Source organism: Promicromonospora sp. NPDC090134 (genome assembly GCF_044746965.1).
GTDB lineage: Bacteria > Actinomycetota > Actinomycetes > Actinomycetales > Cellulomonadaceae > Promicromonospora.
The window spans coordinates 73,723-98,851 of the sequence record NZ_JBIVCZ010000008.1; the positions used below are offsets into that span (position 1 = coordinate 73,723).

The 25,129-nt window shown below is 73.6% G+C and carries 21 protein-coding genes; 11 read left to right on the forward strand and 10 right to left on the reverse strand.

Annotated elements, in window-relative coordinates; translation table 11 throughout:
- Window positions 1-24: 24 nt before the first annotated feature.
- The 4 genes from ACIPN7_RS20795 to ACIPN7_RS20810 form a co-directional block, all read right to left on the reverse strand.
- Window positions 25-4,020 (reverse strand): ThuA domain-containing protein, encoded by a 3,996-nt coding sequence (locus ACIPN7_RS20795; RefSeq protein WP_400546612.1) that lies wholly within the window; start codon window positions 4,018-4,020, stop codon window positions 25-27.
- A 37-nt stretch (window positions 4,021-4,057) separates the two neighbouring features.
- Complete coding sequence (locus tag ACIPN7_RS20800; RefSeq protein WP_400546615.1) at window positions 4,058-5,116, reverse strand: multicopper oxidase domain-containing protein; 1,059 nt, start codon at window positions 5,114-5,116, stop codon at window positions 4,058-4,060.
- A 334-nt stretch (window positions 5,117-5,450) separates the two neighbouring features.
- Window positions 5,451-6,068 (reverse strand): hypothetical protein, encoded by a 618-nt coding sequence (locus ACIPN7_RS20805; RefSeq protein ID WP_400546618.1) that lies wholly within the window; start codon window positions 6,066-6,068, stop codon window positions 5,451-5,453.
- Between the two features lie 118 nt (window positions 6,069-6,186).
- Window positions 6,187-7,092, reverse strand: a complete 906-nt coding sequence (locus tag ACIPN7_RS20810; protein ID WP_400546621.1) for an alpha/beta fold hydrolase — start codon at window positions 7,090-7,092, stop codon at window positions 6,187-6,189.
- Window positions 7,093-7,173: 81 nt separating this feature from the next.
- Here ACIPN7_RS20810 and ACIPN7_RS20815 point away from each other — a divergent pair, with 81 nt between their 5' ends.
- From ACIPN7_RS20815 to ACIPN7_RS20835, 5 genes are read left to right on the forward strand one after another with little or no spacing between them, the layout of a single operon-like run.
- The gene (locus ACIPN7_RS20815; RefSeq protein ID WP_400546624.1) at window positions 7,174-7,806 is read left to right on the forward strand and encodes a TetR/AcrR family transcriptional regulator; all 633 of its coding nucleotides are present in this window, start codon (window positions 7,174-7,176) and stop codon (window positions 7,804-7,806) included.
- Between the two features lie 51 nt (window positions 7,807-7,857).
- A complete protein-coding gene (locus ACIPN7_RS20820; protein WP_400546627.1) occupies window positions 7,858-8,640 on the forward strand; it encodes an alpha/beta fold hydrolase in 783 nt (260 codons plus the stop codon).
- Window positions 8,641-8,680: 40 nt separating this feature from the next.
- Window positions 8,681-9,367, forward strand: a complete 687-nt coding sequence (locus ACIPN7_RS20825; RefSeq protein ID WP_400546630.1) for an NUDIX hydrolase — start codon at window positions 8,681-8,683, stop codon at window positions 9,365-9,367.
- The gene (locus tag ACIPN7_RS20830; RefSeq protein ID WP_400546633.1) at window positions 9,367-10,113 is read left to right on the forward strand and encodes a nucleotidyltransferase domain-containing protein; all 747 of its coding nucleotides are present in this window, start codon (window positions 9,367-9,369) and stop codon (window positions 10,111-10,113) included. The genes ACIPN7_RS20825 and ACIPN7_RS20830 overlap by 1 nt, the downstream gene beginning before the upstream one ends.
- Window positions 10,110-11,042, forward strand: coding sequence for a threonine/serine dehydratase (locus tag ACIPN7_RS20835; protein ID WP_400546636.1), 933 nt, complete (start codon window positions 10,110-10,112; stop codon window positions 11,040-11,042). The genes ACIPN7_RS20830 and ACIPN7_RS20835 overlap by 4 nt, the downstream gene beginning before the upstream one ends.
- 4 nt (window positions 11,043-11,046) lie before the next feature.
- On the opposite strand, the gene ACIPN7_RS20840 is transcribed toward ACIPN7_RS20835, so the two are convergent.
- Together ACIPN7_RS20840 and ACIPN7_RS20845 are read right to left on the reverse strand one after the other, a co-directional pair.
- Window positions 11,047-11,751 carry a DUF4241 domain-containing protein gene (locus ACIPN7_RS20840; protein ID WP_400547219.1) on the reverse strand — a complete coding sequence of 235 codons (705 nt, stop codon included), beginning with the start codon at window positions 11,749-11,751 and terminating at the stop codon, window positions 11,047-11,049.
- 10 nt (window positions 11,752-11,761) lie between these two features.
- Window positions 11,762-12,652: an aminoglycoside phosphotransferase family protein gene (locus ACIPN7_RS20845; protein ID WP_400546639.1), complete on the reverse strand. Its 891-nt coding sequence runs from the start codon at window positions 12,650-12,652 to the stop codon at window positions 11,762-11,764.
- A gap of 100 nt (window positions 12,653-12,752) precedes the next feature.
- Between ACIPN7_RS20845 and ACIPN7_RS20850 the strand changes: the two genes are divergently transcribed.
- On the forward strand, window positions 12,753-13,181 hold the full coding sequence (locus ACIPN7_RS20850; RefSeq protein ID WP_400546642.1) for a DUF1801 domain-containing protein: 429 nt from the start codon (window positions 12,753-12,755) through the stop codon (window positions 13,179-13,181).
- 103 nt (window positions 13,182-13,284) lie between these two features.
- The gene (locus ACIPN7_RS20855) at window positions 13,285-15,348 is read left to right on the forward strand and encodes a HelD family protein (protein WP_400546645.1); all 2,064 of its coding nucleotides are present in this window, start codon (window positions 13,285-13,287) and stop codon (window positions 15,346-15,348) included.
- A gap of 9 nt (window positions 15,349-15,357) precedes the next feature.
- Here ACIPN7_RS20855 and ACIPN7_RS20860 read toward each other — a convergent pair whose 3' ends face one another.
- Window positions 15,358-16,809 (reverse strand): GuaB1 family IMP dehydrogenase-related protein, encoded by a 1,452-nt coding sequence (locus ACIPN7_RS20860; RefSeq protein ID WP_400546648.1) that lies wholly within the window; start codon window positions 16,807-16,809, stop codon window positions 15,358-15,360.
- 173 nt (window positions 16,810-16,982) lie between these two features.
- Between ACIPN7_RS20860 and dxs the strand changes: the two genes are divergently transcribed.
- Both dxs and ACIPN7_RS20870 read left to right on the forward strand, forming a co-directional pair.
- Window positions 16,983-18,878 carry a 1-deoxy-D-xylulose-5-phosphate synthase gene (gene dxs / locus ACIPN7_RS20865; RefSeq protein ID WP_400546651.1) on the forward strand — a complete coding sequence of 632 codons (1,896 nt, stop codon included), beginning with the start codon at window positions 16,983-16,985 and terminating at the stop codon, window positions 18,876-18,878.
- Window positions 18,879-18,898: 20 nt separating this feature from the next.
- Entirely contained in the window at window positions 18,899-19,990 is a 1,092-nt protein-coding gene (locus ACIPN7_RS20870) for a glutamate--cysteine ligase (protein WP_400546654.1), read from the forward strand.
- Window positions 19,991-19,997: 7 nt separating this feature from the next.
- Here ACIPN7_RS20870 and ACIPN7_RS20875 read toward each other — a convergent pair whose 3' ends face one another.
- A complete protein-coding gene (locus ACIPN7_RS20875; protein WP_400546657.1) occupies window positions 19,998-20,369 on the reverse strand; it encodes a helix-turn-helix domain-containing protein in 372 nt (123 codons plus the stop codon).
- A 606-nt stretch (window positions 20,370-20,975) separates the two neighbouring features.
- Here ACIPN7_RS20875 and ACIPN7_RS20880 point away from each other — a divergent pair.
- Window positions 20,976-21,389, forward strand: a complete 414-nt coding sequence (locus ACIPN7_RS20880; protein WP_400546660.1) for a GNAT family N-acetyltransferase — start codon at window positions 20,976-20,978, stop codon at window positions 21,387-21,389.
- 27 nt (window positions 21,390-21,416) lie between these two features.
- Here ACIPN7_RS20880 and ACIPN7_RS20885 read toward each other — a convergent pair whose 3' ends face one another.
- Together ACIPN7_RS20885 and ACIPN7_RS20890 are read right to left on the reverse strand one after the other, a co-directional pair.
- The gene (locus ACIPN7_RS20885; protein ID WP_400546663.1) at window positions 21,417-21,983 is read right to left on the reverse strand and encodes a hypothetical protein; all 567 of its coding nucleotides are present in this window, start codon (window positions 21,981-21,983) and stop codon (window positions 21,417-21,419) included.
- Between the two features lie 179 nt (window positions 21,984-22,162).
- Window positions 22,163-22,807, reverse strand: a complete 645-nt coding sequence (locus ACIPN7_RS20890) for an MSMEG_1061 family FMN-dependent PPOX-type flavoprotein (protein WP_400546666.1) — start codon at window positions 22,805-22,807, stop codon at window positions 22,163-22,165.
- 64 nt (window positions 22,808-22,871) lie between these two features.
- On the opposite strand from ACIPN7_RS20890, the gene ACIPN7_RS20895 reads away from it, so the two are divergent.
- On the forward strand, window positions 22,872-25,091 hold the full coding sequence (locus tag ACIPN7_RS20895; RefSeq protein ID WP_400546669.1) for a DEAD/DEAH box helicase: 2,220 nt from the start codon (window positions 22,872-22,874) through the stop codon (window positions 25,089-25,091).
- The last annotated feature ends 38 nt before the right edge of the window (window positions 25,092-25,129 follow it).

Here is a 25,129-nt window from a genome sequence, read left to right on the forward strand (position 1 = left end):
TTCCTCTCGTCTCCGCGGGCCTGGTCACAGGTCACGCACCCGGATGTTGCGGAACTCCATGGCGTCCGCGTCGCTGTGGTTCTGCAGACCGATGAAGCCGCTCAGGAACTGCCGCAGGTCGGTCGGCGGGTCACCGGCGCGCGAGGACTCCTTGCCCGGCGAGTTCTCGAACTCGTTGATCACCTCGCCGTTGCGGATGATCGTGTACTGCTGGCCGACCACCTGGATCTCGTAGGTGTTCCACTCGCCCTTCGGGGTGGGCCGGGCCTGCTCCAGGGTGTTGGGGTCGAAGTTGTACACCGAACCCGTCTTCTGGACCTCGCCCGTGGGACCGTCGTAGAGCTGGATCTCGTGGCCGCAGTAGATCGCCACCCAGGCCTCGGCGTCGGTGCCCTGCCCGCACTCGGGCCGGTCGTCGCGCGCCACCCGCGGGTCGGGGAACCGCGTGAAGACGCCGCTGTTGGCGAACCGTCCCTCCGGGGCGGAGTCCTTGAACTCCAGCTTCAGCGAGAAGTCGCCGAGCTCCTCCTTCGGATACCAGAGCATGCCGAGCCCTCCGGTGGCCAGGATCGACCCGTCCTCCTTCAGGTCGAAGGCGCCGCCCGGGGCCTGCCGCCAGTCGGCCAGCGTCTGGGCGGTGCCGTCGAACCACCACCGGTACCCGGTGCTGCCCTCGGTGCCGATGTCGGAGGACTGCGCCACGTTGATCAGCTTCTTGCGCTCGGCGACGGTGATCACCTTGTCGGCCCTCAGCTGGTCGGCCACGGCCGTGACGTGGTTGACGAACCGGCCGTTCGTGTCCCACTCCCGCTCGTCCTCGACCAGGTCGTTGATCGTGCAGCCGCCCAGGTCGTCGTTGGTGACGCCCGTGTTGTCCTCGCCGAACCACACGGTGCCCCGGTCGTCCGGGATCGTGCAGGTGGTCTCGGCGGGGACCTCCACCGTGGAGGTCTCGCCGTCGGCGTAGGTCACCGTCAGCGTGGCGTCGTAGCTGCCCACGCGGGCGTAGGTGTGCCGCGGGTTGGCCTCGGTCGAGGTGCTCCCGTCCCCGAAGTCCCAGGCGTAGGAGACGCCGCCCGAGCGGTCACCCGTGAAGGCGACGGTCAGCGGGGAGCTCTGCACGCTCGCGCCGGACGCGGCCGGCACCGGCGTCGCCGGGCCACCCGTGTAGCTGATCCGGACGAGCTTCTGGTTCGGGTGCAGCGAGAAGAAGCCGCCCGCGTAGTCCAGCAGGTACAGGGCGCCGTCCGGACCGAACTTGGCGTCCATCCAGCTCTGCACCTGCTCGTTGCCCGCGCCGCCCTGGATGATCTTGCGCAGGTCCTCGGCGAAGACCGGGGGACCGGCCTCGTCCACCGTGTCCGGGTTCACCGTGACGGCGATCCGGTTGCTCGCGTTCGACTGGTCGCCGATGAACCACTTGTTGTCCCAGTACGCGGGCCAGGCGACGCCGCTGTCGGTGTCCACCTCGGACCGGTGGTACGTGGGACCGTCCATCACGGCCTGACCGCCGCCCCGCAGGTACGGCTGGGTGTAGGTGGCTTCCTCGTCGACGTACGACGGGATGCCGTTCTCACCCTTCGGGAAGACCGGGCCGCCGCCGCTGGGGGAGTACCAGATCATGTTGTCGCGCACGGGCGGCAGGTCCACCAGGCCGGTGTTGCGCGGCGAGGTGTTCTTCGGGTGGTCGCAGTCGTACCAGCCGGTCAGCACCGTGGCGTCCTCGTTGCTGCGGTCACGGTAGGGCTGCCGGTTGCCCATGCAGTAGGGCCAGCCCTGGTTGCCCGCCGAGGTGATGATGGTCGCGGTCTCGTACTTGGCCGGCCCGAGCTCCGGGTCCGGCGCGCCCGCGTCCGGCCCCACCCAGGCCGCCGTCAGCCAGTCGTTCTTCTTGTCGTAGGCCAGGCGCGAGATGTTCCGCACGCCCATCACGTAGATCTCCGGGCGCGTCTTGTCGCCCGGGTCGTCCGCCTCGGGGAACAGGTTGCCCTCGGGGATCGTGAACGTGCCGTCGTCCTCCGGGTGGATCCGCAGGATCTTGCCGTTCAGGTCGTTCGTGTTGCCGGCTGTGCGGCGGGCGTCCTGGAACGAGAGGCCCGCGAACTCCTGCGTCCAGTTGTTGCCGGAGTAGCCGTTCGACCCGCCCGAGGAGTTGCTGTCGCCGGACCCGATGAACAGGTTGCCGTCGTTGTCGAAGTCCATGCCGCCGCCCGCGTGGCAGCAGCTGTGGATCTGCGTCTCCCAGTGCAGCAGGTCCTTGCGGGTGGTCTGGTCGATCGTGTCGGCCGCTGCGTCATAGGTGAAGCGCGAGACCGTGCGCTGGCCCACGCGCCGCTCGACGTCGATCGACTCGTGCGGCATCCAGTAGACGTAGATCCACTGGTTCTCCTCGAAGTCGGGGTCGAGCGTGATGCCGAGCAGACCCTCCTCGTTCTTGACCAGCTCGCTGCCGCTGCCGCGGTTGCCCATCACGTCGAGGGTGGTCAGCAGCTTGGTCTCGCCCGCCTCGGGGTCCCAGCGGTGGATCGTGCCGCAGCCCAGCCCCACGTTCGGGTCGTCCCACGAGACGATCGGGCCGGAGGGGCAGGCGCCCTTGCCGACGTAGAAGACGCCGCCGTCGGGCGCGACCGTGAGGCCGTGCGGCTCGCCGATCTGGTCGAGCGTGCCCGCGGTGTTCTGCGCGGTCAGGCGCTCGGCCTCGTAGTTCGCCGCGATGGTCGCCTGGCAGTCGCCGCGCACCATGCCGGCCGCCCAGAGCAGGCCGCCGAGCAGGTGGTCACGGAAGCCCTCCTCGGCGTAGCTCTCCGCGGTGCCGCCCATGCCGGTGTAGAACGAGCGGCCGCCGTCGTAGTCGCGGCACCACGAGATCGGGTGGAAGGCGCCGTTCGCGCCCTCGCCCGGGTCGTAGTCCCACTCCTGGACCTGCGCCACCGTGTGCACGTCGCCGGTCGGGTTCGGCGACCAGTTGAGCCACCGGTCCTCACGCGTCCAGTTCAGGGGCAGCCCGTCGTTGGCGGGGTGCGCGCGGTCGACGACGTTCACCGTCGCCTCCTGCACCGGGACCTCGGGGTCCGGCTCCTCCTCGCCCGAGGTGTCGAAGAGCTGGATCTCGGCGAGCTGGGTGAGGTCCTCGCCCGCGTTCGCCGTGATGTCCAGCCGGTAGTGCTGGTAGGCGACGTCGTTGTCGAGGTCGTAGTCGTTCGTGGCGAACCGGTCCGGGAAGTCCTCGCCGGCCTGCGTGTCCAGGTCGGTCCAGGTCTCGCCGTCCGTGGAGCCCTGCAGCGTCCAGTCCTGCGGGTCGCGGCCCTCGGAGTCGTTGGCCGAGGTGAGCGCGTACCGGGCGGCCGCGAGCGGCTCGTCCAGCTCGAGCTCGATCCACGCCGTCGGCTCGAACGCCAGCCACTTGGTGCGGGAGTCGCCGTCGATCAGGTTGGCGGCCACCTCGTTGGGCGCGTTCTCCGCGCTCGCGGTGGCGCTCGCCACCGGCAGCGGGTCGGGCAGGTTGCCCGCGGGCCGCGTGCCGATCAGGCCCGTGAACCACTGCGAGCGGGCCTGGGCCCGCGCCGCGTCGCGGACGCCGAGGAACCCGCCGCCGCCCTGCACGTAGGCCTTGAGCGCGTCCTCCTGCGCGGTGCTCAGCTCGACGCCCTCGGCGGACAGGAACACGACCCCGCGGTACTCCGCGAGGTTCTTCGCCGTGAACACCTTCGGGTCGCTGGCCGTGTGCACCGTGAAGCCGTTCTCGGCGCCGAGCTCCCGGATGGTCCGGGTCGCGACGGCGACCGGGTCCGCCTGGTCGGCGGCCGCGCCGTGGAACACGAGCACGGTGGGCTCGGCCGCGGCGGTGGTGGTGGCGGTGGCGGCGGGCACGACGGCCGCCGTGTCCGTGACGGCCGCCGCCACGGGGGCCGTGTCGACGGTGGTGGCGCTCCGCTGGGCCGCGGCCGGCGTCGTCGACATCGTGGCGACGAGGGCGGCACCGGCCACCGCGGCGATGATGCCTCTTCGGGTTCGTTCCATCACTGCTCCTTTGCGCGTGAACGGGGAGTCGGGGCGGTCAGTGGCCGGCATGGGCCGCCGCGCCGTCGGTCTCGGTGGTGGCCGTGCCGCTCATGGTGTGGCCGCCGTGCTCGTGGAACCGGTCGATCGCCTCCTGGGCGCCGGCGGGCATGCTGCCGTCGGCGTTGCGCACCAGGAAGACCCCGGCCATGCCGCCGTCCGAGTGGAACTGGACGTGGCAGTGGTACATCCAGGCCCCTGCGCCCACACCCTCGCCCGCCACGACCTGGAAGCCGAACGAGGAGCCGGGGTTCAGGTCGCGGGTGTCGATCACCCGGGTGGGGTCGTCGGGGCCGGTCAGGTAGCCGGTGCGGTTGTCCGCCCAGCGGTGCGCGTGCACGTGGAACGTGTGGAGCTGGTCCCCGTGGCCGATCGCGATGAACTCGACCTTCTCGCCCTTGTTCGCCTCCAGCATCGGGGTGTCGGGCGCGACCTTGTTGTTGATGGTCATGTCGTTGAACACGACGGTGTGCTGGCGGTCGGGCAGCGTGTCGCCCTCGCGCCGCACCACGAGGGCGCCGTACAGGCCGGCGCGCAGCCCGGGGGTGCCGTGCTCCCCGCCCATCGCGTGGTCGTGGTAGTGCCAGTAGCCCGCGGAGCCCGCCATCCAGGTGCCGTCGGCGCGCTGCTTCGGCTTGTGGCTCTTCCAGACGTAGGTGCGGGTCTCGCCGGGCTCGTTGAACGAGTCGTTGAAGGGGCTGCCGTCCGAGTCGGTCGCGTAGTCCACGCCGTGCGGGTGGATCGACAGGCGCTTGTCGGTGGTGTTCACGAGCTCGACCTGGAGGGTGTCGCCCTCCCACATCTCCAGCACGGGGCCAGGGATGGTGGCCTTTCCGGGCGTGAGCCCGTAGCCGTACTGGCCCCCGGGCAGCGCCTCGGCGTACACGGTGATGTGCCGGGTCGTGCCCAGGGCCGCCGACGAGACGGCGGCGGCCGAGTCGGAGCCGAGCGCCAGCGCCGCCGTCGGCGCCATGAGCCCGGCGAGGGTACCGGTCAGGATCGAGCGACGGGACACGCCGCCGGACTGGGTTGGGGCGTCAGTGCTGTTCTCGGGCATGGGTCTCCGTTCGACACCGTCGGGCAGGCGGGAGTGCCGTCCCGGCGAGACAGAAGTGCGGGAGGGGACAGGCTCAGGCGCGCGAAGCCGGTGGCGTCGACGCGGTGAGTGACAGCGTTGTCACGAAGGTGGACCTCATCGTCGTTCCCTCCAGGGGTGCGTCACGTGGTCGTCGGCGACGACGGCCACGCCCCCGTGGCAGGACGTACTCCACCGGGTGACTTTTCGAACATAGGAGGACTTATGCCGACTGTCAAGCAAAAGATGGACAAACAGTGACAGGATTCGTCTATGCGACCAAGCAAAGATCTCGGTGGGTCGCGGCGGGTCGGGGTCAGGCGAGCGCGAGCAGCAGCCACGCCGCCGTCGCGACCAGGGTCGCTCCGGTCAGCAGGCCGGTCAGCGGGTGGGCGAGCGCCGCGGTGGGGCGGTGGCCGCGCGGCCGGGTGACCAGGCGGAGGATCCAGCCGAGCGGCCAGGCGAGGAGTGCGGCCGCGAGCCCGGCCGCGGCGCCGAGGTACAGGCTCGGCACGGCGAGGGTGTTCGCGACGACCCCCACCTGGATCGCCGTGGACACCGCCACGACCGTCGGGATCACGTGCAGCCGGGACTTGCCGGTGGTCACGCCGGCCTTGTCCGCGTCCTTGGCGGCGGCGACCGCGCGGCGGTACCTCTCTGCGAGGAACCCGGTGCACAGCCGGGTCAGCCCGCCGTGCACGAGGAGCGCCGCCACGTAGATGCTCACGACCCGGCCGGTCACCACGCTGCCGTCGGGCCAGGCCCGGGCCACGGCCAGGGCGCCGAGCGCCGCGACGACGACGGCGAGCACCACGCCCGCCACGGGCAGGAGCCGGGACCACGGCCCGGAGTGCCGCACGGTCCAGACGAACCAGAGGGCCGCCAGGACGCTGACCGCAGTCGCTGCGAGGGCGCCGTCGCTCGTGTGCTCCATCGTCGTCCTACCTCCGGTTGAAATGGGTATAAACCGGACAGCAGAGTACGGCGTCGTCGCAGGTCAGGGAAGGTTTCCGGTATCCGACTGGTGATGTCGGCAGGAGTTCACGCGGAGTTCACCGCGCGGGAGCGGCGAGGTGGTCGAGGATCCGTCCCCGCACCGCGCGGTCGCCGAGGATCTTGTTGTGCCCCAGCCCGGTGGTGGTGAACAGCTCGCTCGAGTCCGCGTGGGCCTCGTGCAGCTGGACCGACAGGTGGTGGGGGTTCACGCGGTCCCCGTCGTCGTGCAGCCAGAGGGTCGGCACGGACGCCGGGACGGTGCGCGTCAGCAGGTCGAAGCGGTCGTAGACGTCCGGGTGGTCGGGCAGCCCGTACCGCTGGACGGTCGTCGCGAAGGCGTCGCGCAGCACCCAGGGGATCCCGGCCCCGCGGACGAAGCCGTCGGTCGTGACGCGGACCGAGGTGAGCCCGGCGATCGCGGTGAACCGCTCGGCCTTGATGCCCTCGTGCAGCGCGATCCCCGCGCCGAGCACCCCGAGCGAGTGTCCGACGACCGCGGACCACGGAGCGTCCTCGGCGTCGGACAGCCGGCGGATGATCGCCAGGTCGTCGAGCCCGGTGCGCCGTTGCCCGCCGGAGGCGCCGTGGCCGGGTGCGTCGTAGGCGACGGCCCGGAGCCCGGCTCCGGTCAGGTCCTCGATGACGCGCCCGAAGGCGGATGCGCGGGACTGCCAGCCGTGGACCAGGAGGACGCCGGGCGCGCCGGGGTCGCCCCAGGAGTAGGTGGCCACCGTGATCGTGCCGCCGGCACCGAGGCGTCCGTCCCGGCCGCGCCGGAACGTGGGGTGGTGCTCGAGCGGGGTGCGCCGCGCCGAGTCGTGGACGGCCTGGTCGGCGGGCCGGACCGGGGTCCGTGCGCCGACGCGCCAGTAGGTTGCCGCGCCGAGGGCCAGAGCGGCCGGCGGCGCGACGCGGCCAAGGGTGTTGAACAGTGCGCGAGCGGCGCGCCGGGTCTGGGGCACGGGGACCTCCGGGGTGCGGTGATTAATCTGTACGATCGTTCGCACACTATCTGATGAGCGAACGGTCGTACACTCTCTTGTGTGAACGAGTCGACCGATCTTCGCCGCCTCCGTGGTGACCGCACGCGCCGCGCCGTGCTGGACCACGCGGTGCAGGAGGCGTCCGTGCGCGGCCTGGACGCGCTGTCGTTCGGCGCGCTGGCGGAGGCCGTCCCGGTGAACAAGAGCGGGATCGCCGGCCTGTTCGGCTCCAAGGAGAAGCTCCAGCTCGCCGCGCTGGAGCGTGCCGTCGAGATCTACACCGAGCACGTCATCGTCCCCGCCCGGTCGGCCGACCGGGGCCTCGCCCGGCTCTGGGCGCTGGTGCTGGCCTGGATCGAGTACTCGCGGTCGCGGGTGTTCCAGGGCGGGTGCTTCTTCCGCACGGTCGAGGTGGAGTTCGACATGCGCGACGGTGCCGTGCACGACGCGGTCGTCGCGGCCCAGCGGTCCTGGGAGTCGTACCTGGTGCACCAGGCGCAGCTGGCGCTCGACGCGGGCGAGCTCGCCCCCGGCACCGATCCCGACCAGGTCACCTTCGAGATCAACGCCCTGCTGAACGCCGCGAACGACCGGTCCCTGCTGCTCCGCGACGACGCCGTCTACCGGCGGGCCCTGGAGGCCGCACGGTCCCTGCTGGCGGCGCGCGGCGCCGATCTCGCCGCATTACGGTAGAAACGTTCAATTGTTTCAAACCCGTATACATACCGTCGTTACCCTCTGTTCATGGCGATGTGGCAAGAAGTTCCCGGCGGCACCTCCCAACCACCCGCGGCCGTCGAGCTCGTCACGACCAGATGGGGCGCCGGCCCGGGCCGGGCCCTGCTCCTGCACGGCATCGTGTCCGCCGGGGCCACCTGGTGGCGGCTCGCCGAGACCCTCGCCGACGACGGCTACGAGGTCGTGGCCCCGGACCTGCGCGGGCACGGCGCCAGCCCGCGGGCCGGCTCCTACCTGCTCGCCGACCACGTCGCCGACGTCCGGGCCCTGGGCACCGGCTGGGACCTCGTGGTGGGGCACAGCCTGGGCGGCCTGCTCGGCGCGCTGGCCGCGGACGCCGACCGGCGGTTCACCCGCCGGCTCGTGCTGCTCGACCCCGCGCTCGACGTCGAGGAGGACCGGTTCGAGGCGGTCGCCGAGGCGGAGATCCGGGACGCGACCAACCCGCCGTCGGCCCGGTCGGTGCAGGGTGCGCACGCGGCCTGGGACCGGCGGGACGCCGCGGCCGTGGCCGCCGCCGCGAAGGCCGCCGACGCCGCGGCCGTGGCGCACACCCTGCGCGACAACGCGCCCTGGCGGCACACCGCCGTCGTCACCCGCCTGACCGTGCCGACGCTCGTGCTGGGCGCCGACCCGGCGCGCGGCGCGCTCTTCCAGCCCCGGACCGGCGTCGAGCTGATGATCCGCAACCCGAGCGTGCGGGCGCGCGTCGTGGTGGGCGCCGGGCACGCGGTGCACCGCGAGCGGCCGTCGGCCGTGGCGACTGCGGTCCGGTCGTTCCTCTGGTGACGCGTCCGGGAGGGTCCCCGGCCGGGGTTAAGGTCGGTCGGTGAGTTCCTCCGCATCCGCGCGCAAGCAGCTGGTCGCCCTCGCCGAGCGGGGCTTCGAGGGCCCGTGGCGGCACGCGCGCGGCGACTTCACCGGCGGGGCGCGCCCCGCGTCCGTCCTCGTGCTGTTCGGCGTGCTCGACGACCTCGCCACCGACCGCGACGACCACGACCTCGCGGTGCCCGCCGACCTCGACGTCCTGCTGCTGGCGCGCGCCGCCACGCTGCGCAGCCACGCCGGGCAGGTCGCCTTCCCGGGCGGCCGCGCCGACGACGGCGAGGACGCCGTCGCGGCGGCCCTCCGCGAGGCCGTCGAGGAGACCGGCCTGGACGCGTCCGGCGTCGAGGTGCTCGGCGCGTTCGGCGAGCTGCCCATGCCCGTCAGCAACCACGTGGTCACGCCCGTGCTCGGCTGGTGGGCCCGCCCCACGCCCGTGCGCGTGGTCGACGTCGCCGAGTCCGCGCACGTCTTCCGCGCCCCCGTGGCAGACCTGCTCGACCCCGCCCACCGGTTCACCACCGTGCTCCGCCGCGGCAACCAGACCTGGCGCGGCCCTGGCTTCCACGTGCACGACGGCGACCTGACGCACCTCGTGTGGGGGTTCACCGCCGGGATCCTCGACGCCATGTTCGACCAGCTCGGCTGGACCGAGGACTGGGACCGCGACCGGGAGCTGGGCATCTCGTGATGTTCACGACCGACACCCGCGAGGCCCTGCGCGGGACGCTGGTGGCCGCCGCACGAGCCGACGACGCCGTTGCGGCCGCCGCACTCGTCGGCAGCGGGGCGACCGGGCGCGAGGACGAGTGGTCGGACATCGACCTGGTGCTGCGCGTCGCCCCCGACGGCAACCCGGCCGACGTCGCTGCCCGATGGACCGAGACGATGTACGTGACCCACGGGGCCGTGCACCACCTCGACGTCGTGGCCGACGGCGTGCTCTACCGCGTGTTCCTGCTGCGAGGCTCGCTGCAGGTGGACCTGTCGTTCTGGCCCTACGAGCGGTTCCGCGAGACCGTGCCGGGATTCCGGCTCCTGTTCGGCGACACCAACCCTCCCGCGCACCTGCCCCCGCCAGCTCCGGAGCGCCTTGTCGGCATGGCCTGGCTGCACGCGCTGCACGCCCGGTCCGCGATCGCCCGAGGACGCCACTGGCAGGCGATGTCCATGCTCGACGGCGTGCGCGAACAGCTCGTCTCGCTCGCCTGCCTGCGGCACGGGCTCAGCCCCCACCAGGGCCGCGGCGTCGACGACCTGCCCGCCGCGGAGCTCGAGTCGCTCGCCCCGGTGCGCGCGGCCACCGCCCGGCCGGACGAGCTGCGCAGAGCCCACGACGCGGCCGTCCGGGCGCTCGGCGACGAGGCCGCACGACACGACCCCGCACTGGCCGGCCGGCTGGCCGGAGTGTTCGAAGACCTGAGGAGGACCCGATGACCGAGGTGACCCGCGACGCCATCCGCGCCGCAGAGACGCTGATCCGCCCGCACGTGCGGCACACCCCCGTGCTGGAGGTCGACCTCGCGGACTTCGGCCGCCCGGCGCAGCCCGTGGCGCTCAAGCTCGAGTGCCTCCAGCACTCCGGCTCGTTCAAGGCCCGCGGCGCATTCACCAGCCTGCTGACCAGGGACGTTCCCGACGCCGGCGTCGTCGCCGCCTCGGGCGGCAACCACGGGGCCGCCGTCGCCTACGCCGCGGCCCGGCTCGGGATCCCCGCGACCATCTTCGTGCCGAGCGTGACCTCCCCGGCCAAGGCCGAGCGCATCCGCGGCTACGGCGCCAAGCTCGTCGTGGGCGGCGACCGGTACGCCGACGCGCTGGCCGCGAGCGAGGAGTTCGTCGCCGGCACCGGGGCCATGACCGTGCACGCCTACGACCAGCCGCAGACCCTGATCGGGCAGGGCACCCTCGGCCTCGAGATCGCCCAGGACCTGCCCGACCTCGACACGCTGCTGGTCGCCGTGGGCGGCGGCGGGTTGATCGGCGGCATCGCCGCCTGGTTCCGCGGCGACGTCAAGGTCGTGGCCGTGGAGCCCGAGGGGTCGCCCACGCTGCACCGGGCGCTCGCGGCGGGCGAGCCCGTGGACGCGCCCACCGAGGGGATCGCCGCCGACTCGCTCGCGCCGAAGCAGGTGGGCGGGCTCATGTTCCCGCTGGCCCAGCAGTTCGTGGCGCAGTCCGTGCTGGTCAGCGACGAGGCCATCGCCTCGGCCCAGCTCTCCCTGTGGGAGGCCGCCCGCGTGGTGGCCGAGCCGGGCGGCGCGACGGCGCTCGCGGCGCTGCTGTCCGGGGCCTACGTGCCCGAGCCGGGCGAGCGGGTCGCCGTGCTCGTGTGCGGGGCGAACACGAGCGCCGTGCGGTTCTGAGGGCTCAGGCCCCGTCGCCGTCCTCGTCGTCCTGCTCCGGGCCGGCGACCAGCAGGTCGATGTGCACGCCGAGGAGGGACCCGTCGGCGGCGTGCGTCGTGACCACGGGGTAGAAGCCGTCGCCCCAGCCGGAGTGGCTCAGCACCACGTTCTCGCCGGCCTGGGCCAGCGGCATCGTCACGTTGGCGGTGCCCTCCCGGTAGTGGTCGGGGCTGTCCATGAGCTCGAACCACGAGGTGGGCTCACCCGAGTCGAACACCTCGTCGTACCAGTCGGTCGAGTCGTCGTCCGGCATGCACGCGGCGATCGCCTCGGCGTCCGCGAACCCGACCGTGCCGGCATCGACGCCGACACCGTAGTGCTCCCCGTCGGCCGGAGCTCGGCCCCCTCCGGGGTGACGCCCCGTACCTCGGCGACCGGACCGCCGTCCGACACCACGAGCGAGAGGTACGCCTCCCGCAGATGGCTCCCGTCGCGGGCCTGCGAGACGTCGGCGACGGTCACGAACGCGGGGTAGGAACCCGGCGGGACGGCGACGACCAGGCCGTCGCCGAGGTTCACGTAGGGGTCGGACGCCTCCAGGCGTCCCGACGGGACGTGCAGCAGCCCCAGGCCGTGCACGGTCTGGGGGTGCTTCGTCCCGTCGGGCGTGCCGTCGAGCAGGGCGAAGAAGAGCTGGTCGTAGGTCATGCGAGGAAGGTAGCCGCAGCCGCTGACACTCAGCCGAAGAGCTGTTCCAGCGCGTGCTCCCCGACGCTCGCCATGACCGGGTGGGTGTCCGGGTAGGAGAAGCAGATGGCGGTGTACAGCAGGGCCCAGCCCGTTGCCCTGCGCCACATCCCGGCGTCCCAGCCGCGCCCGTCCCGGGCCTGGGCGTCGATCACCGCGCGGAACCGCGCGCGGCCCTCGGTGTCGAAGGTGAGCCACGCCGTGCCGAGGTCGGAGGCCGGGTCGCCGCTGGTGACGTCCCCGAAGTCGATCACGGCGGAGAGCCGGCCGTCGTGGGCCACGAGGTTGGCCGGGTGCGGGTCGCCGTGCAGCCACACGGGGACGCCGTCGTACGCGGGCGCGTCGACCGCCTCGGTCCACAGGGTGCGGGCGCGCTCGTGGACCCGTTCCGGGAGGAGCTGGAGGCGGTCCTCGAAACTCGCGGACCGCTCGATGATCGGGATGCCGCGGAACTCGTTCACCGGCGCGTCGTCGGGCGCCGGCTGGTGCAGCGCCACGAACACCCGCGCCAGGTGCTCCGCCCACGGGGTGCGCGCCGCCGCCGGGACGGTGGCCGCCGCGACGCCGTCGGCCCACCGCACGACGCCCCACGGCCACGGGTAGCCGAGCGCCGCGCTGGGCGTGCCGACGCGGACCGGGTCCGGGACGGCGACGGGCAGCCGCGGGGCGAGCAGGGGGAGCACCCGGTGCTCGTTGCGGATGAGCTGCGCCCCGAGCTCGCGGCGGGGGAGGCGCAGGGCGAGGTCGTCGCCCAGCCGGAACATCACGTTGTCCCAGCCGTTCGCGACCAGCTCCAGGGGCCGTCCGGCGAGGTCGGGGTGCTGCTCCCGCAGGAGGGACCTGGCGAGGCCGACGGTGACATCGAGGTCTGCGGCGACCACAGGGGACTCCTTGCTGGTGAGAGGGTTGGAGCCGTTCACCCTACCGGCGGTGCCGACCGCCGACCTCACCCGGAGCCGGCCGGGGCGCGATACTGGACCGATGGTGACCACCTGGACCGACGTCGATCCCGCCGCCTACATCGACGCGGTGACGCCGGCCGTGCGCAGGCGTGACGCGCAGACCCTGAGCGACCTGATGGAACGGGTCACGGGCGAGACGCCGCGCATGTTCGGCCCGTCGATCGTCGGGTTCGGCGAGTACCACTACGAGTACCCGAGCGGCCGCTCCGGTGACGCGCCCGCCGCGGCGTTCGCCCCGCGGAAGCCGGCCAGCACGCTGTACCTGGCGGACGGCGTCGCCGCGTACGCCGACCTGCTGGCGCGGCTCGGCCCGCACACCACCAGCGTCGGCTGCCTGTACGTGAAGGACCTCGACCAGGTGGACCTGGAGGTGCTCGAGGAGATCGTGCGCCGGTCGTGGACCACGGTCACCTCGGGGACGTTCGGGCAGCGGGCCCGGGATTCCTGAACCGGCGTCCGGAACCGCGCGCCACGCCCGGACGCGGTGCAGCCCCGGGAACGTTCCGGCGCACGATCGCGTTGACACCAGGTTCCGACAACGAGGAGACCCGGTGCAGCCACGCCAGACCGAGCAGTCCGCCGAGCAGCAGTACGTCGACGACCTGTACGCCCGGCTCGACCGCGAGACCGAGCGCGTGCGCGCGGACCTCGACGACGCCGTGCGCGCCTCCTCGACCGACCCGGCCGAGGCCTACACGCGCGAGGTGCGGGTGGCGATGCTGGGCCGGCGCGCCCGCACCCTGGGCGCCGCCGAGCACCACCTCTGCTTCGGCCGGATCGACGGCGCCGACGGACGCACGCTGCACATCGGCCGCACCGGGCTGAGCGACGGCGACGACCAGCTCCTCGTCGACTGGCGGGCCGAGGCCGCACGCCCGTTCTACGCCGCCACGGCCGCCCACCCGATGGGCCTGCGCCGCCGACGGCACCTGGCCCTGGACGACCGTCGGGTGTCCCGCGTCAGCGACGAGATCCTGGACGGCACCGAGCCCGGGCCGCACGACGTCGTCGGGGACGGGCCGCTGCTGGAGGCCATCAGCGCCCGCCGCACCGGCCGCATGCGCGACGTCGTGGCCACGCTCCAGGCCGAGCAGGACGCGATCATCCGCTCCGCGCACCGCGGCGTCACCGTCGTCCAGGGCGGCCCCGGCACCGGCAAGACCGTGGTCGCGCTGCACCGGGCCGCGTACGTCCTGGCGGGCTTCGACGAGGCGCGGACCGACGGCGTCCTCGTGCTCGGCCCGGGCACGCGGTTCCTCGACTACATCGCGGAGGTGCTGCCCTCCCTCGGCGAGAACGACGTGGCGATGAGCACCGCCGACCGCCTCGTCGCGGACGCCCTCGGCCTGGCCGAGCCCGCGGCCGCGGGCCACGAGCTGCGCCGGGCCGCGGGCGACGCCCGGCTGGCCGACGAGCTGGCCGAGATCGTGCGGGACCACCAGGCGCCGTCCGGCACCCTGACGGTGCTGGTCGACGGCGACCCGGTCACGCTGGACGAGCACGCGCTCGCCGAGGCGCGCGAGACCGCCGGCGGCACCGGCCTGCCGCACAACCAGGCCCGGGCGCTGTTCAAGGACCTCGTCGTGGAGTGGGTGGCCGACGAGGTGCAGGCGCGCGCCCGCGTGTTCCTCGCCAAGCTGGACGAGGACATCGAGGTGCTCACCGGCGGCGTGAACGTCGACAAGGCGGCGGCCGGCGACCTGGCACGGCTCGGCTTCGCCCCGGACGAGGGCGGCGCCTTCGGGCACGCGGCCGCCGTGGCCGAGCTGGACCCGGGCGCGCTGCAGGCCGAGCTCGCCGAGGACGTCGCCCTGGAGCGGGCGGTCGAGGGCGCCTGGCCGCACCTGGTGGCCCAGGACGTGGTGCTGGACCTGCTGGACGCGCACCCCGAGCTGACGGACCCCGGGCGCGCGCCGTCCGACGGCGAGACCCCGGCCTGGACCGCGGCCCACCTGCCCCTGCTGGACGAGGCCGAGCACCTGCTCGACGGCCCGCCCGCCCGGATCTACGGGCACGTGGTGGTGGACGAGGCGCAGGAGCTGACGCCGATGCAGTGGCGGTCCGTGCTGCGCCGCTGCCCGGGCCGCTCGATGACCGTGGTCGGCGACCTGGCGCAGGCCGGGCCGGCGACCGGGGCGGCCTCGTGGGCCGACGCGCTGGGCACCGACCTGGCCCGGCGCGCCGACGTGCGCACCCTGACCGTCTGCTACCGCACCACCGCCGAGGTGCTGGAGGTCGCGGCGCCGCTGCTCGCCCGGATCGCCCCCGACCAGGCGCCCACCCGCGCGGTGCGGCACGGGGACGTGCCCCGGCGTGTCCCGGCGGCGCCCGGCGAGCTGGTCGCCGCCGTCGTGCGGGAGGCGGGTGCGCTCGCGGCCGTGGGGCCCGACGACCTCGTGGCCGTCGTCGCCGCGGACGCGCGGGTGCGCGAGGTCGCCGACGCGCTGGACGGCACGCGGGTGCGGGTGGTGCCCGTCTCCCAGGTGCGCGGCCTGGAGTTCGACGCCGTCGTGGTCGCCGACCCCGACGGCATCACCGCCGCGCGACCGGGCGGGGAGCGCGACCTCTATGTGGCGCTGACCCGCCCGACGCGGCGGCTGACCGTCGTCGGGTAGGCCACCCGCTCACCAGCTCGTCGCGACCGGCATGCCCTCCTGGTAGCCGGCGGCCGACTGGATGCCGACCACGGCCCGCTCGGAGAACTCGGCGAGCGACCGGGCCCCGGCGTAGGTGCACGAGGACCGCAGGCCGGACGTGATCTCGTCCAGCAGGTCCTCGACGCCCGGGCGGGCCGGGTCGAGGTACATCTTGCCGGTGGAGATGCCCTCCTCGTACAGCGCCTTGCGGGCCCGGGCGAAGGCCGAGCCGCTCCCGGCGGTGCGCGCCGCGACGGCCCGGGCCGAGGCCATGCCGAACGAGTCCTTGTAGAGCCGGCCCGTGCCGTCGTCCTTCAGGTCGCCCGGCGACTCGTACGTGCCGGCGAACCAGGAGCCGACCATCACCTGCGACGCGCCGGCGGCCAGCGCGAGGGCGACGTCGCGGGGGTGGCGCACCCCGCCGTCGGCCCAGACATGCTTGCCGAGCTCGCGCGCGGCGGCCGCGCACTCCAGGACGGCGGAGAACTGCGGCCGTCCCACGCCGGTCTGCATGCGGGTGGTGCACATGGCGCCCGGGCCCACGCCGACCTTGAGGATGTCGGCGCCGGCCGCCACGAGGTCGCGCACGCCGTCGGCCGTGACCACGTTGCCGGCCACGACGGGCACGGTCGGGTCCACGGACCGCACCGCGTCCAGGGCGGCGAGCATCTTGGTCTGGTGGCCGTGGGCGGTGTCGACCACGAGCACGTCCACGCCCGCGGCCAGCAGGTCCTTGGCCTTGGCGGCGACGTCGCCGTTGATGCCCACGGCGGCGCCGATCCGCAGGCTGCCGGACGCGTCCAGCGCGGGGGAGTAGATCGAGGAGCGCAGCGCGCCCTTGCGGGTCAGCACCCCGGCCAGGAGGCCGTCGCGCACCACCGGCGCGAGGTCGAGCCGGGCGGAGTGCAGCACGTCGAACGCCGCTTCCAGCCCGCCCGGACCGTCCAGCAGGGCGGCCTCCAGGAGCAGGGGCTCGGCGGACATCACCTCGGACACCCGGGTGAACCGGTCCACGTCGGCGCAGTCGGACTCCGTCACGACGCCCACGGGCCGGCCGTCCTGGACGACGACGGCGGCGCCGTGCGAGCGCTTGCCCAGCAGGGTCAGCACGCTGTGCACGGTGTCCTGCGGGGCGACCACCACCGGCGTCTCGATGACGGGGTCCTTGGCCTTGACGTCCGCGACCACGCCGGCCACGACGTCGGCCGGGACGTCCTGCGGGATGATCGCGATGCCGCCGCGCCGCGCGACCGTCTCGGCCATGCGCCGGCCGGCCACCGCGGTCATGTTCGCGACGACGACGGGGATGGTGGTGCCGGTGCCGTCGTCGGACGCGAGGTCGACGTCGAACCGCGACGTGACGTCCGAGCGTGACGGGACGAGGAACACGTCGCCATAGGTGAGGTCGGTTGCCGGGGTCTGCTCGTCGAGGAATCGCACGTTCACCAAGAGTAAAGAGTTTGCCTGCCTGTGCCTATGAGTCGGGACACATCGTTGTGGAGGTATCGGAGACAGGCGTGGCAGGTGGCCCCGGCGTGGCACAGTGGAGGTGTCGGTGCCCCTTAGAGTAGGGCCCCGATTCGCCCCTCACCGGGCACGACGAAAGGACGCGCATGGGCTTGCTGAGCGACATCCGTTCGCCCGAGGACGTCCGGGCGATGACGCCCGGGCAGATGCCGGAGCTCGCCGAGGAGATCCGCCGGTTCCTGGTGGACAGCGTCTCGCGCACCGGCGGGCACCTCGGCCCCAACCTCGGTGTCGTCGAGCTGACCATCGCCCTGCACCGGGTCTTCGACTCGCCCCGCGACACCCTCGTGTTCGACACGGGCCACCAGTCCTACGTGCACAAGCTCCTGACCGGCCGCCACGACTTCTCCGACCTGCGCAAGCGCGGCGGCATGTCCGGCTACCCGAGCCGCGCGGAGTCCGAGCACGACGTCGTGGAGAACTCCCACGCCTCCACCGCCCTGTCCTGGGCCGACGGCATCGCCAAGGCCAACCAGGTGCGCGGCAAGGACGACCACGTCGTGGCCGTCATCGGCGACGGCGCCCTCACGGGCGGCATGGCCTGGGAGGCGCTGAACAACATCGCCGAGAGCCGCGACCGCAAGCTCGTCGTGGTCGTCAACGACAACGGCCGGTCCTACTCGCCGACCATCGGCGGGCTTGCCAACCACCTCGACACGCTGCGCACCACGCGCGGGTACGAGGCCTTCCTGAGCTGGGGCACGCGCGCCCTGCACCGCTCCGGGGCGCCCGGACGCTTCGCGTGGCGCTGGCTGCACGGCCTGAAGAAGGGCCTCAAGGACGTCGTCGCGCCGCAGGGCCTGTTCGAGGACCTGGGCATCAAGTACATCGGGCCCGTCGACGGCCACGACACCGAGGCGCTCGAGCGCGCGCTCGGCCGCGCCAAGGCGTACGGCCGCCCCGTGATCGTGCACGCGATCACCGAGAAGGGCCGCGGCTACAAGCCCGCCGAGGACGACATCGCCGACCGGTTCCACGCCGTGGGCGTCATCCACCCCGAGACCGGGCTGCCCGTCGCGGCCAGCCGGTTCGGCTGGACCAAGGTCTTCGCCGACGAGATCGTCAAGATCGGCCGCCGCCGGTCCGACGTCGTCGCGATCACCGCCGCCATGCTGCACCCCGTGGGGCTCGCCCCGTTCCAGGAGCAGTTCCCGGAGCGCACCTTCGACGTCGGCATCGCCGAGCAGCACGCCGCGACGTCGGCCGCGGGCATGGCCTTCGCCGGCCTGCACCCCGTCGTCGCCGTCTACGCCACGTTCCTGAACCGCGCGTTCGACCAGGTCCTGATGGACGTCGCCCTGCACAAGGCCGGCGTCACCTTCGTGCTGGACCGCGCCGGCATCACCGGCGACGACGGCGCCAGCCACAACGGCATGTGGGACATGGCCATGCTGCGCATCGTCCCCGGCCTGCGCCTGGCCGCCCCGCGCGACGAGACGACGCTGCGCGCCGCCCTGCGCGCCGCCGTCGACGTCGACGACGCACCCACCGTGGTCCGCTACCCGAAGGGCGCGGTCGGCGACGACATCCCCGCGGTCGAGGAGCTCGACGGCGTGGACGTCGTCGGCCGCTTCTCCCCGGACGCGAACCGCGCCCAGGCCCCGGTGACCCGCAAGGTGCTCGTCGTCGGCGTGGGCTCGATGGCGGCCTGCGCCATGGAGACCGGCGCGGCGCTCGCGGCGCACGGCGTCGAGGCCACGGTGGCCTCCCCGACGTGGGTGCTGCCCGTGCCGGAGAACCTGGTCAAGCTGTGCGGCGAGCACGACCTCGTGGTCACGGTCGAGGACGGCGTCGTCGACGGCGGCGTGGGCGACATGCTGGCGCAGCGCGCGGGGGAGCAGGGCATCGGCACGCCGCAGGTGCACATGGGCCTCCCGGTCCAGTTCCTGGACCACGCGAGCCGCGACCACATCGTCCGGGCGCAGCGCATGACGGCGGCGGACGCCACCCGGGATGCCCTCGCGGCGCTCGCCCTGCTGTGACGGGTGCTGTGACGGGTGCGGTGACGACGACCAGGCGCACCGTCGGCGTCGAGGAAGAGCTCATGCTCGTGGGGCACGACGGTGCGCCCATCGCGCGCGCCCAGGACGTGCTCGGGACGGCGGAGCCGGACGACGGCCCGCTGGAGCACGAGTTCATGGAGGAGCAGATCGAGACGGCGACGCCGCCGCGCTCGACGCTGGAGGACGTCGCCGCGGCGATCCGCGAGGGCCGGGCCGGGGCCCAGGCGGCCGCCGAGCGGCACGACGCGCGGATCGCGGCCCTCGGCACGTCGCCGCTCGCGTTCGCCGGGACGACGGTCGGCAAGCTCCGCTATCTCCAGGCGCGTGCCGAGTTCGGCCTGACCGCTCGCGAGCAGCTCACCAGCGGCTGCCACGTGCACGTCTCCGTGGCCGACGACGCCGAGGGCGTGGCCGTGCTCGACCGCGTCGGGCCGTGGCTCGCGCCGCTCCTGGCGCTGTCGGCGAACTCGCCGTTCTGGATGGGCGACGACTCGGGGTACGCGAGCTTCCGCTCGCAGGTCTGGTCGCGCTGGCCGACGGCGGGCCCGACGCGGGTGTTCGGGTCGCCGGAGGCGTACCACGCCGCCGTCGCGGGCCTGGTCGCGACCGGCACGATCCTCGACCAGGGGATGGTCTACTTCGACGCTCGCCTGTCGGCGCGGTACCCGACCGTCGAGATCCGGGTCGCCGACGTGTCCCTCTCGGCCGACACGGCGACGCTGCTGGCCGCGCTGGCCCGCGGCCTCGTGGAGACGGCGGCGCGGGCAGCGGCGTCCGGTGAGCCGCCGCCCGGGGCGCCCGTCGAGGTGCTGCGCACCGCCCTGTGGCGGGCGGGGCGCTCAGGGCTCTCCGGCGACCTCGTGGACCCGCGGACCTGGCGGCCGGCCCCGGCGCACGACGTCGTGGGCGCGCTCGTGGACCACGTCCGCGACGCCCTCGTGGACCTCGGCGACCTCGACACCGTGACCGAGCTGCTCGGCGGGCTCTGGGCCCGGGGCAACGGCGCGTCGCGCCAGCACGCCTGGGCGGCCCAGTCGGGCGGGGACCTCGGTGCCGTCGCCCTGCGCGCGGCGGACGCCACCCTGGAGTGAGGGGCGCTCAGCGGTAGTTCCCGGCCAGCTCCCGCACCGGCTTGCGCGGCTCGGTGACCAGCACCGCGACGTCGCAGCCGAAGAGCTGGGCCAGCACGCCGACCTGGTCCAGCGTCCAGGCGGTCCGGCCGCGGAACCGCTCGGAGACGGCGGCCCGCGACAGCCCGACCTCGGCGGCGATCTGCCGCTGGCTCAGGCCCCGCCGCGCGGCCTCGAACCGGACGGCCGCCGCGCACACCAGTGCCAGGCCGTCGAGGTACAGGGTCGGAGCGGGTCGCGGGGCGACGGCGGGGGCGTCGCCGGCGTCGTCGAGGTCGGGGTCGAGGGCGCCGTCGAAGAGCGGGTCGCGGTCGAGCGGGTCGTAGTTGGTACGTGCCATGCGACCAGCCTGCGCGCCGGCGGGCGCTTCCGGAGCTTGTCCACAGGTCGTTTCCGGGGTCGCGCGAGTACCGTCCCGGGGTAACGCACACCCGGGTGAGGGGTGCCGGGCGGGCTGAACTTCGTTCGCCACAGACCCCGGGAATTTCGGCCTGGGTGGACTGTTCGGCTGAGGTGGATTTCTCGGGGTTCCGGCGGCCGAAGTTCAGCCCGCCCGGCACCCCTCGTCCGGGTGCGGCTTGCCTCCGCCCGACACGCCGTCGGCTCCCGCGACACGCCGATGGCTGCGGTGCCTTGTCGCGTCCCGATTTCAGGTTGCCCATGTCCCGTGGGACCTGGAACGGTCGGGCGATGGATCTAGCCGCCGCCTTCCCGCCGTTCGGGCTCCGGGTCACCAGCGGGGACCTCGAGCTGCGCCTGCCCGACGACGCCGAGCTCGTCCGCCTGGCCGACGTCGCCGCGGCGGGCATCCACCCGCCTGAGCGGAGCCCGTTCCTCGTCCCGTGGAACCTCGGGGCGCCGGACGAGGTGCGTCACGGCTTCCTGCAGTTCCACTGGGCGTCGCGCGGCAGGGTCTCACCCGAGGCCTGGGGGGTTCGAGCTCGGGGTGTTCCGCGACGGCGAGCCCGTCGGCGTGCAGGGCGTGGGCGCCAGGGCGTTCGCCGCGACCCGTTCCGCCGGGACCGGTTCCTGGCTCGGCCTGGCTCACCACGGCCAGGGCATCGGCAAGCGCATGCGGCTGATGGCGCTGCACCTGCTCTTCGAGGGGTTCGACGCCGCCGTCGCCACGACCGAGGCGTTCGACGACAACCCGGAGTCCAACGGGGTGACGCGGTCGCTCGGCTACGCGCCGAACGGCGTCGCGCTCGTGGACCGGCAGGGCACGGCGGCCACGGAGAACCGCTACCGGATGACCCGCGAGATGTGGGCGGCGCGGCCGGACCTGCACCGGCCGGACGTCACGCTCGCGGGCGTGGCCCCGGTCCGGGCGATGCTCGGTCTGGACGAGCGGCCGGCGTGAGGCCCGCCCGGGTCGCTCCGGATCGCGCTACTTCTTGGCGAGCGCCCACCAGATGATGCCGCCGATCAGGAGCAGGAAGCCCAGCCCGCCGATCAGGAGGCCGAGCAGGAGGACGAGTCCGCTGCCGCCGATCCCGGCCACGCTCTCCGCGTTGAACGGGCCGCTCACGGCGATGCTCACGTCGTCGGTCGCCACCCGCGGGTCGACGACGATGGCGTGCGTACCCTCCTCGTCGGGGACCAGCACCCCGACGGGGTGCACCGTCCAGCCGTTGACCTCCAGGGAGCCGGACTGGTCCGGCCGGTTGATGCGCACGGGGCCGCTCGGTCCCTCGGCGCCCACCGACGAGGTGGGCAGGCTGGCCGACGAGTCCTGCGAGACCTCGAGGACGAGGTAGGCGCCCCGCTCCTGGACGTCGAAGGGCAGGGGCGTGGTGGACGGCCCCAGGGCGAGCGCGTCGCTGCCGGCCGTCCCCTCGCGGGTGACGAGGTCCGTGGGCACCAGCTCGACGATGCCCCGGGCGGCCCCCGCGAAGCCCACGACGGCCACGATCACGCCCACCAGCAGGACGGCGATCGCACTGAACGTGAGCACCTTGGGGCCGGTCCTCCGCGGTCGTGGCGGGGGGTACGGCCGGCCCCCGGCCGGCACGGGCTGCGGCAGGATAGGGCCGGGAGCGGGCTGTTCCGGAGGAGGTGCGGACATGTTCGCATCGTCCCTCCGTGCCCGGGAGCTGCCAACCAGAGCCGCGAAGTTCACCCCCGCCCGGGCACTCAGCCGTAGATGGTCTCGGCGTACCTCGGGCCGTAGTAGGCGTCGAGCTCCTCGAGGCTGGCGTCCTTGCGCTCCAGGGTCCGCGAGATGACCGCGCGCCGCGGCACGGACTCCTGCCCCCACGTCTCGGGGTCCCACGTCTTCGAGCGCAGGAACGCCTTGGAGCAGTGGTGGAACACCTCGTCGATGTCCACCTCCAGGGAGAGCACCGGCACGTTGCGGCGCACCTGGAGCTCCGCGAGGTAGGGCGCGTCGCGCACGAGGCGGGCCCGCCCGTTCACGCGCAACGTGTCCCCGCGGCCGGGGATCACGAAGATCAGGCCCACGTGCGGGTTGGCCAGCACGTTCAAGAACCCGTCGGTGCGCCGGTTGCCGGGGCGCTCGGGGATCGCGATCGTGTGGTCGTCCAGCACCCGCACCAGCGAGCCGGCCGGGTCGCCCTTGGGTGAGACGTCGAGGTTGCCCGCGGCGTCCGACGTCGCGACCAGGCACAGCGGCGCGGCCTCGAGCCACTGCCGGTCGAGCTCGTGCAGGGCCGGGCGGACCTTGCCCGCCGCCGCGCCGAGCGGCGGCGGGATGATCTCGCGGAGCTCCTCGACCGTCGTGACCGGCGTCCCGCCGAACTTGCTCTGCTCGTGGGTCATGCCCCCAACATAGACCCCGACGTAAATGGGGCATGTCAGACCATCCGGGTACGCTCGCAGCGCCATGACCGAGCAGACGACCCTCCCCAGCCCAGCACCAGCCCCCGCCGTCGGCCCGCCGCGGCCGTGGAAGGCACGCGCGGCCCGCCGCGTCCTGGAGCAGGCCGAGGCCCTGCTCGACGACGCCCGGCTGCTCACCACCGCCGACCTCGGCCTGCGCGAGCGCGTGCGCGACGCGTACACGGCGACCCGTGAGGTCCGCGTCCACGCCGACCTGCGCACCGTCCCCGTCACGGCGCTGGAGGAGCGGCGCAAGAAGCTGCGCGTCGCCGTCCTGGAGAAGGCCGGCTTCAAGCACGTCACCCAGGTGCTCGTCGCGGGGACCGACCGGCTGGTGGAGGCCGGCATCGGCGCGGGCACCGCGAAGCTCGCCACGTCCGCCGCCCGCGAGCTCGCCGACGAGGTCGACGCCGACCTGCGCTTCCGCATCGACATCGACCCCGACGACCCGTACGCCACCGTGCTCGTCCAGTCCCTGTACGCGTTCGGCCTGGCCACCGACGCCCGGCACCGGCACCTCGACGAGGCGCGCCGCGTGGCCGACGTCGTGCCCGCACACCTCGAACCCGCCCGCCTCGCCACCAGCGTCTGGCGCCGGCTCGTCGCGCCCGCCGACCGGAAGGCCGCCGCCCTCGCGGCCGTCTCGGCGCTCGCGGAGCAGGTGGACGCCGCACGGCTGACCGACGACGCGCGGGCGGTGCGCGCCGCCGTCGGGCAGCCGCCGGAGGGCGGCGAGGTGTGGGCCGACTTCGAGGCGCGGTCCGCCGAGTACTACGGGCTGCTCTCCCAGGTCGTGGACCTGGGCGACGACCACGAGGCCGCGGAGGGCGGCCTGCCCGCCGACGTCGTGCGGCGCGTCGAGGCGCAACCCCTGGACCGCACCCTGCTGCGGGCCAACCTGCGCGGCTACCAGCAGTTCGGCGCGAAGTACGCGCTGGTGCAGCGGCGCACGATCCTCGGCGACGAGATGGGGCTGGGCAAGACCATGCAGTCCATCGCGGTGGCCGCGCACCTGGTGGCCACGGGCGGCACGCACGTGCTGGTGGTCTGCCCGGCGAGCGTGGTGACCAACTGGAAGCGCGAGGTCGAGCAGCACTCCGACCTGCGGGCCCTGGTGCTGCACGGCACCGACCGGGAGCGGGCGGCGGAGGGCTGGATCGCGGACGGCGGCGTGGCCGTCACGACCTTCGAGGTGCTCGGCCGGCTCGACCTGCCCTACGACCTGCGGCCCGCGCTCATGGTCGTGGACGAGGCGCACTACGTGAAGAACCCAGAGACGCTGCGCGGCCGCGAGGTGCGCCGGTGGGCCGACCGCTCCGACCGCGTCCTGTTCCTGTCCGGCACCCCGATGGAGAACAAGGTCGCCGAGTTCAAGAACATGGTGGGCTACCTGCAGCCCGAGGTGGCGGGCCAGCTCGACCCCAACGCCGGGCTGTCCGGGGCCAAGGCGTTCCGCCGGATCGTCGCGCCCGCCTACCTGCGCCGCAACCAGGAGGACGTGCTCACCGAGCTGCCCGAGATGGTGCAGGTCGAGGAGTGGGAGCAGTTCGGCCCGGTCGACGGCGCCGCCTACCGTGACGCCGTGCTCGCCGGGAACTTCATGAAGATGCGCCGCGCCGCGTTCGCCGTCTCCGCGGCCGACGACTCGGCCAAGCTGGTCCGCCTGCGCGAGCTCGTCACGGAGGCGGTCGACGCCGGCCGCCGCGTCATCGTCTTCTCCTACTTCCTATCGGTCCTGGAACAGGTCATGGACCTGCTCGGCGACCTCGCCGTCGGACCGCTGACCGGGTCGGTGCCCGTGCCTGACCGGCAGACCATGGTGGACGCGCTGTCCGCGCCCGGCGGACCGTCGGTGCTGGTCAGCCAGATCACCGCCGGGGGAGTGGGGCTCAACGTGCAGGCCGCGAGCGTCGTCATCTTCTGCGAGCCGCAGGTCAAGCCCACCATCGAGGCGCAGGCCGTGGCGCGCGCCCACCGCATGGGCCAGACCCGGACCGTCCAGGTGCACCGGCTCCTGGTCGAGCAGTCCGTGGACCAGCGGATGATGGAGATCCTCGGGTCCAAGTCGGCGCTGTTCGAGGAGTTCGCGCGGCAGTCCGAGATCACCGACGCCTCCCCGTCCGCGGTCGACGTGGCCGCGCCGGCGGAGGTCGCGTCGTCCGAGGCCACGCTGTCGCGCACGATCCTCGCCGAGGAGCAGGAGCGGCTGCGCCGCACACCATGAGATGCCCCGTGCCCGCCCATTTCGGTGTGATAACCGCT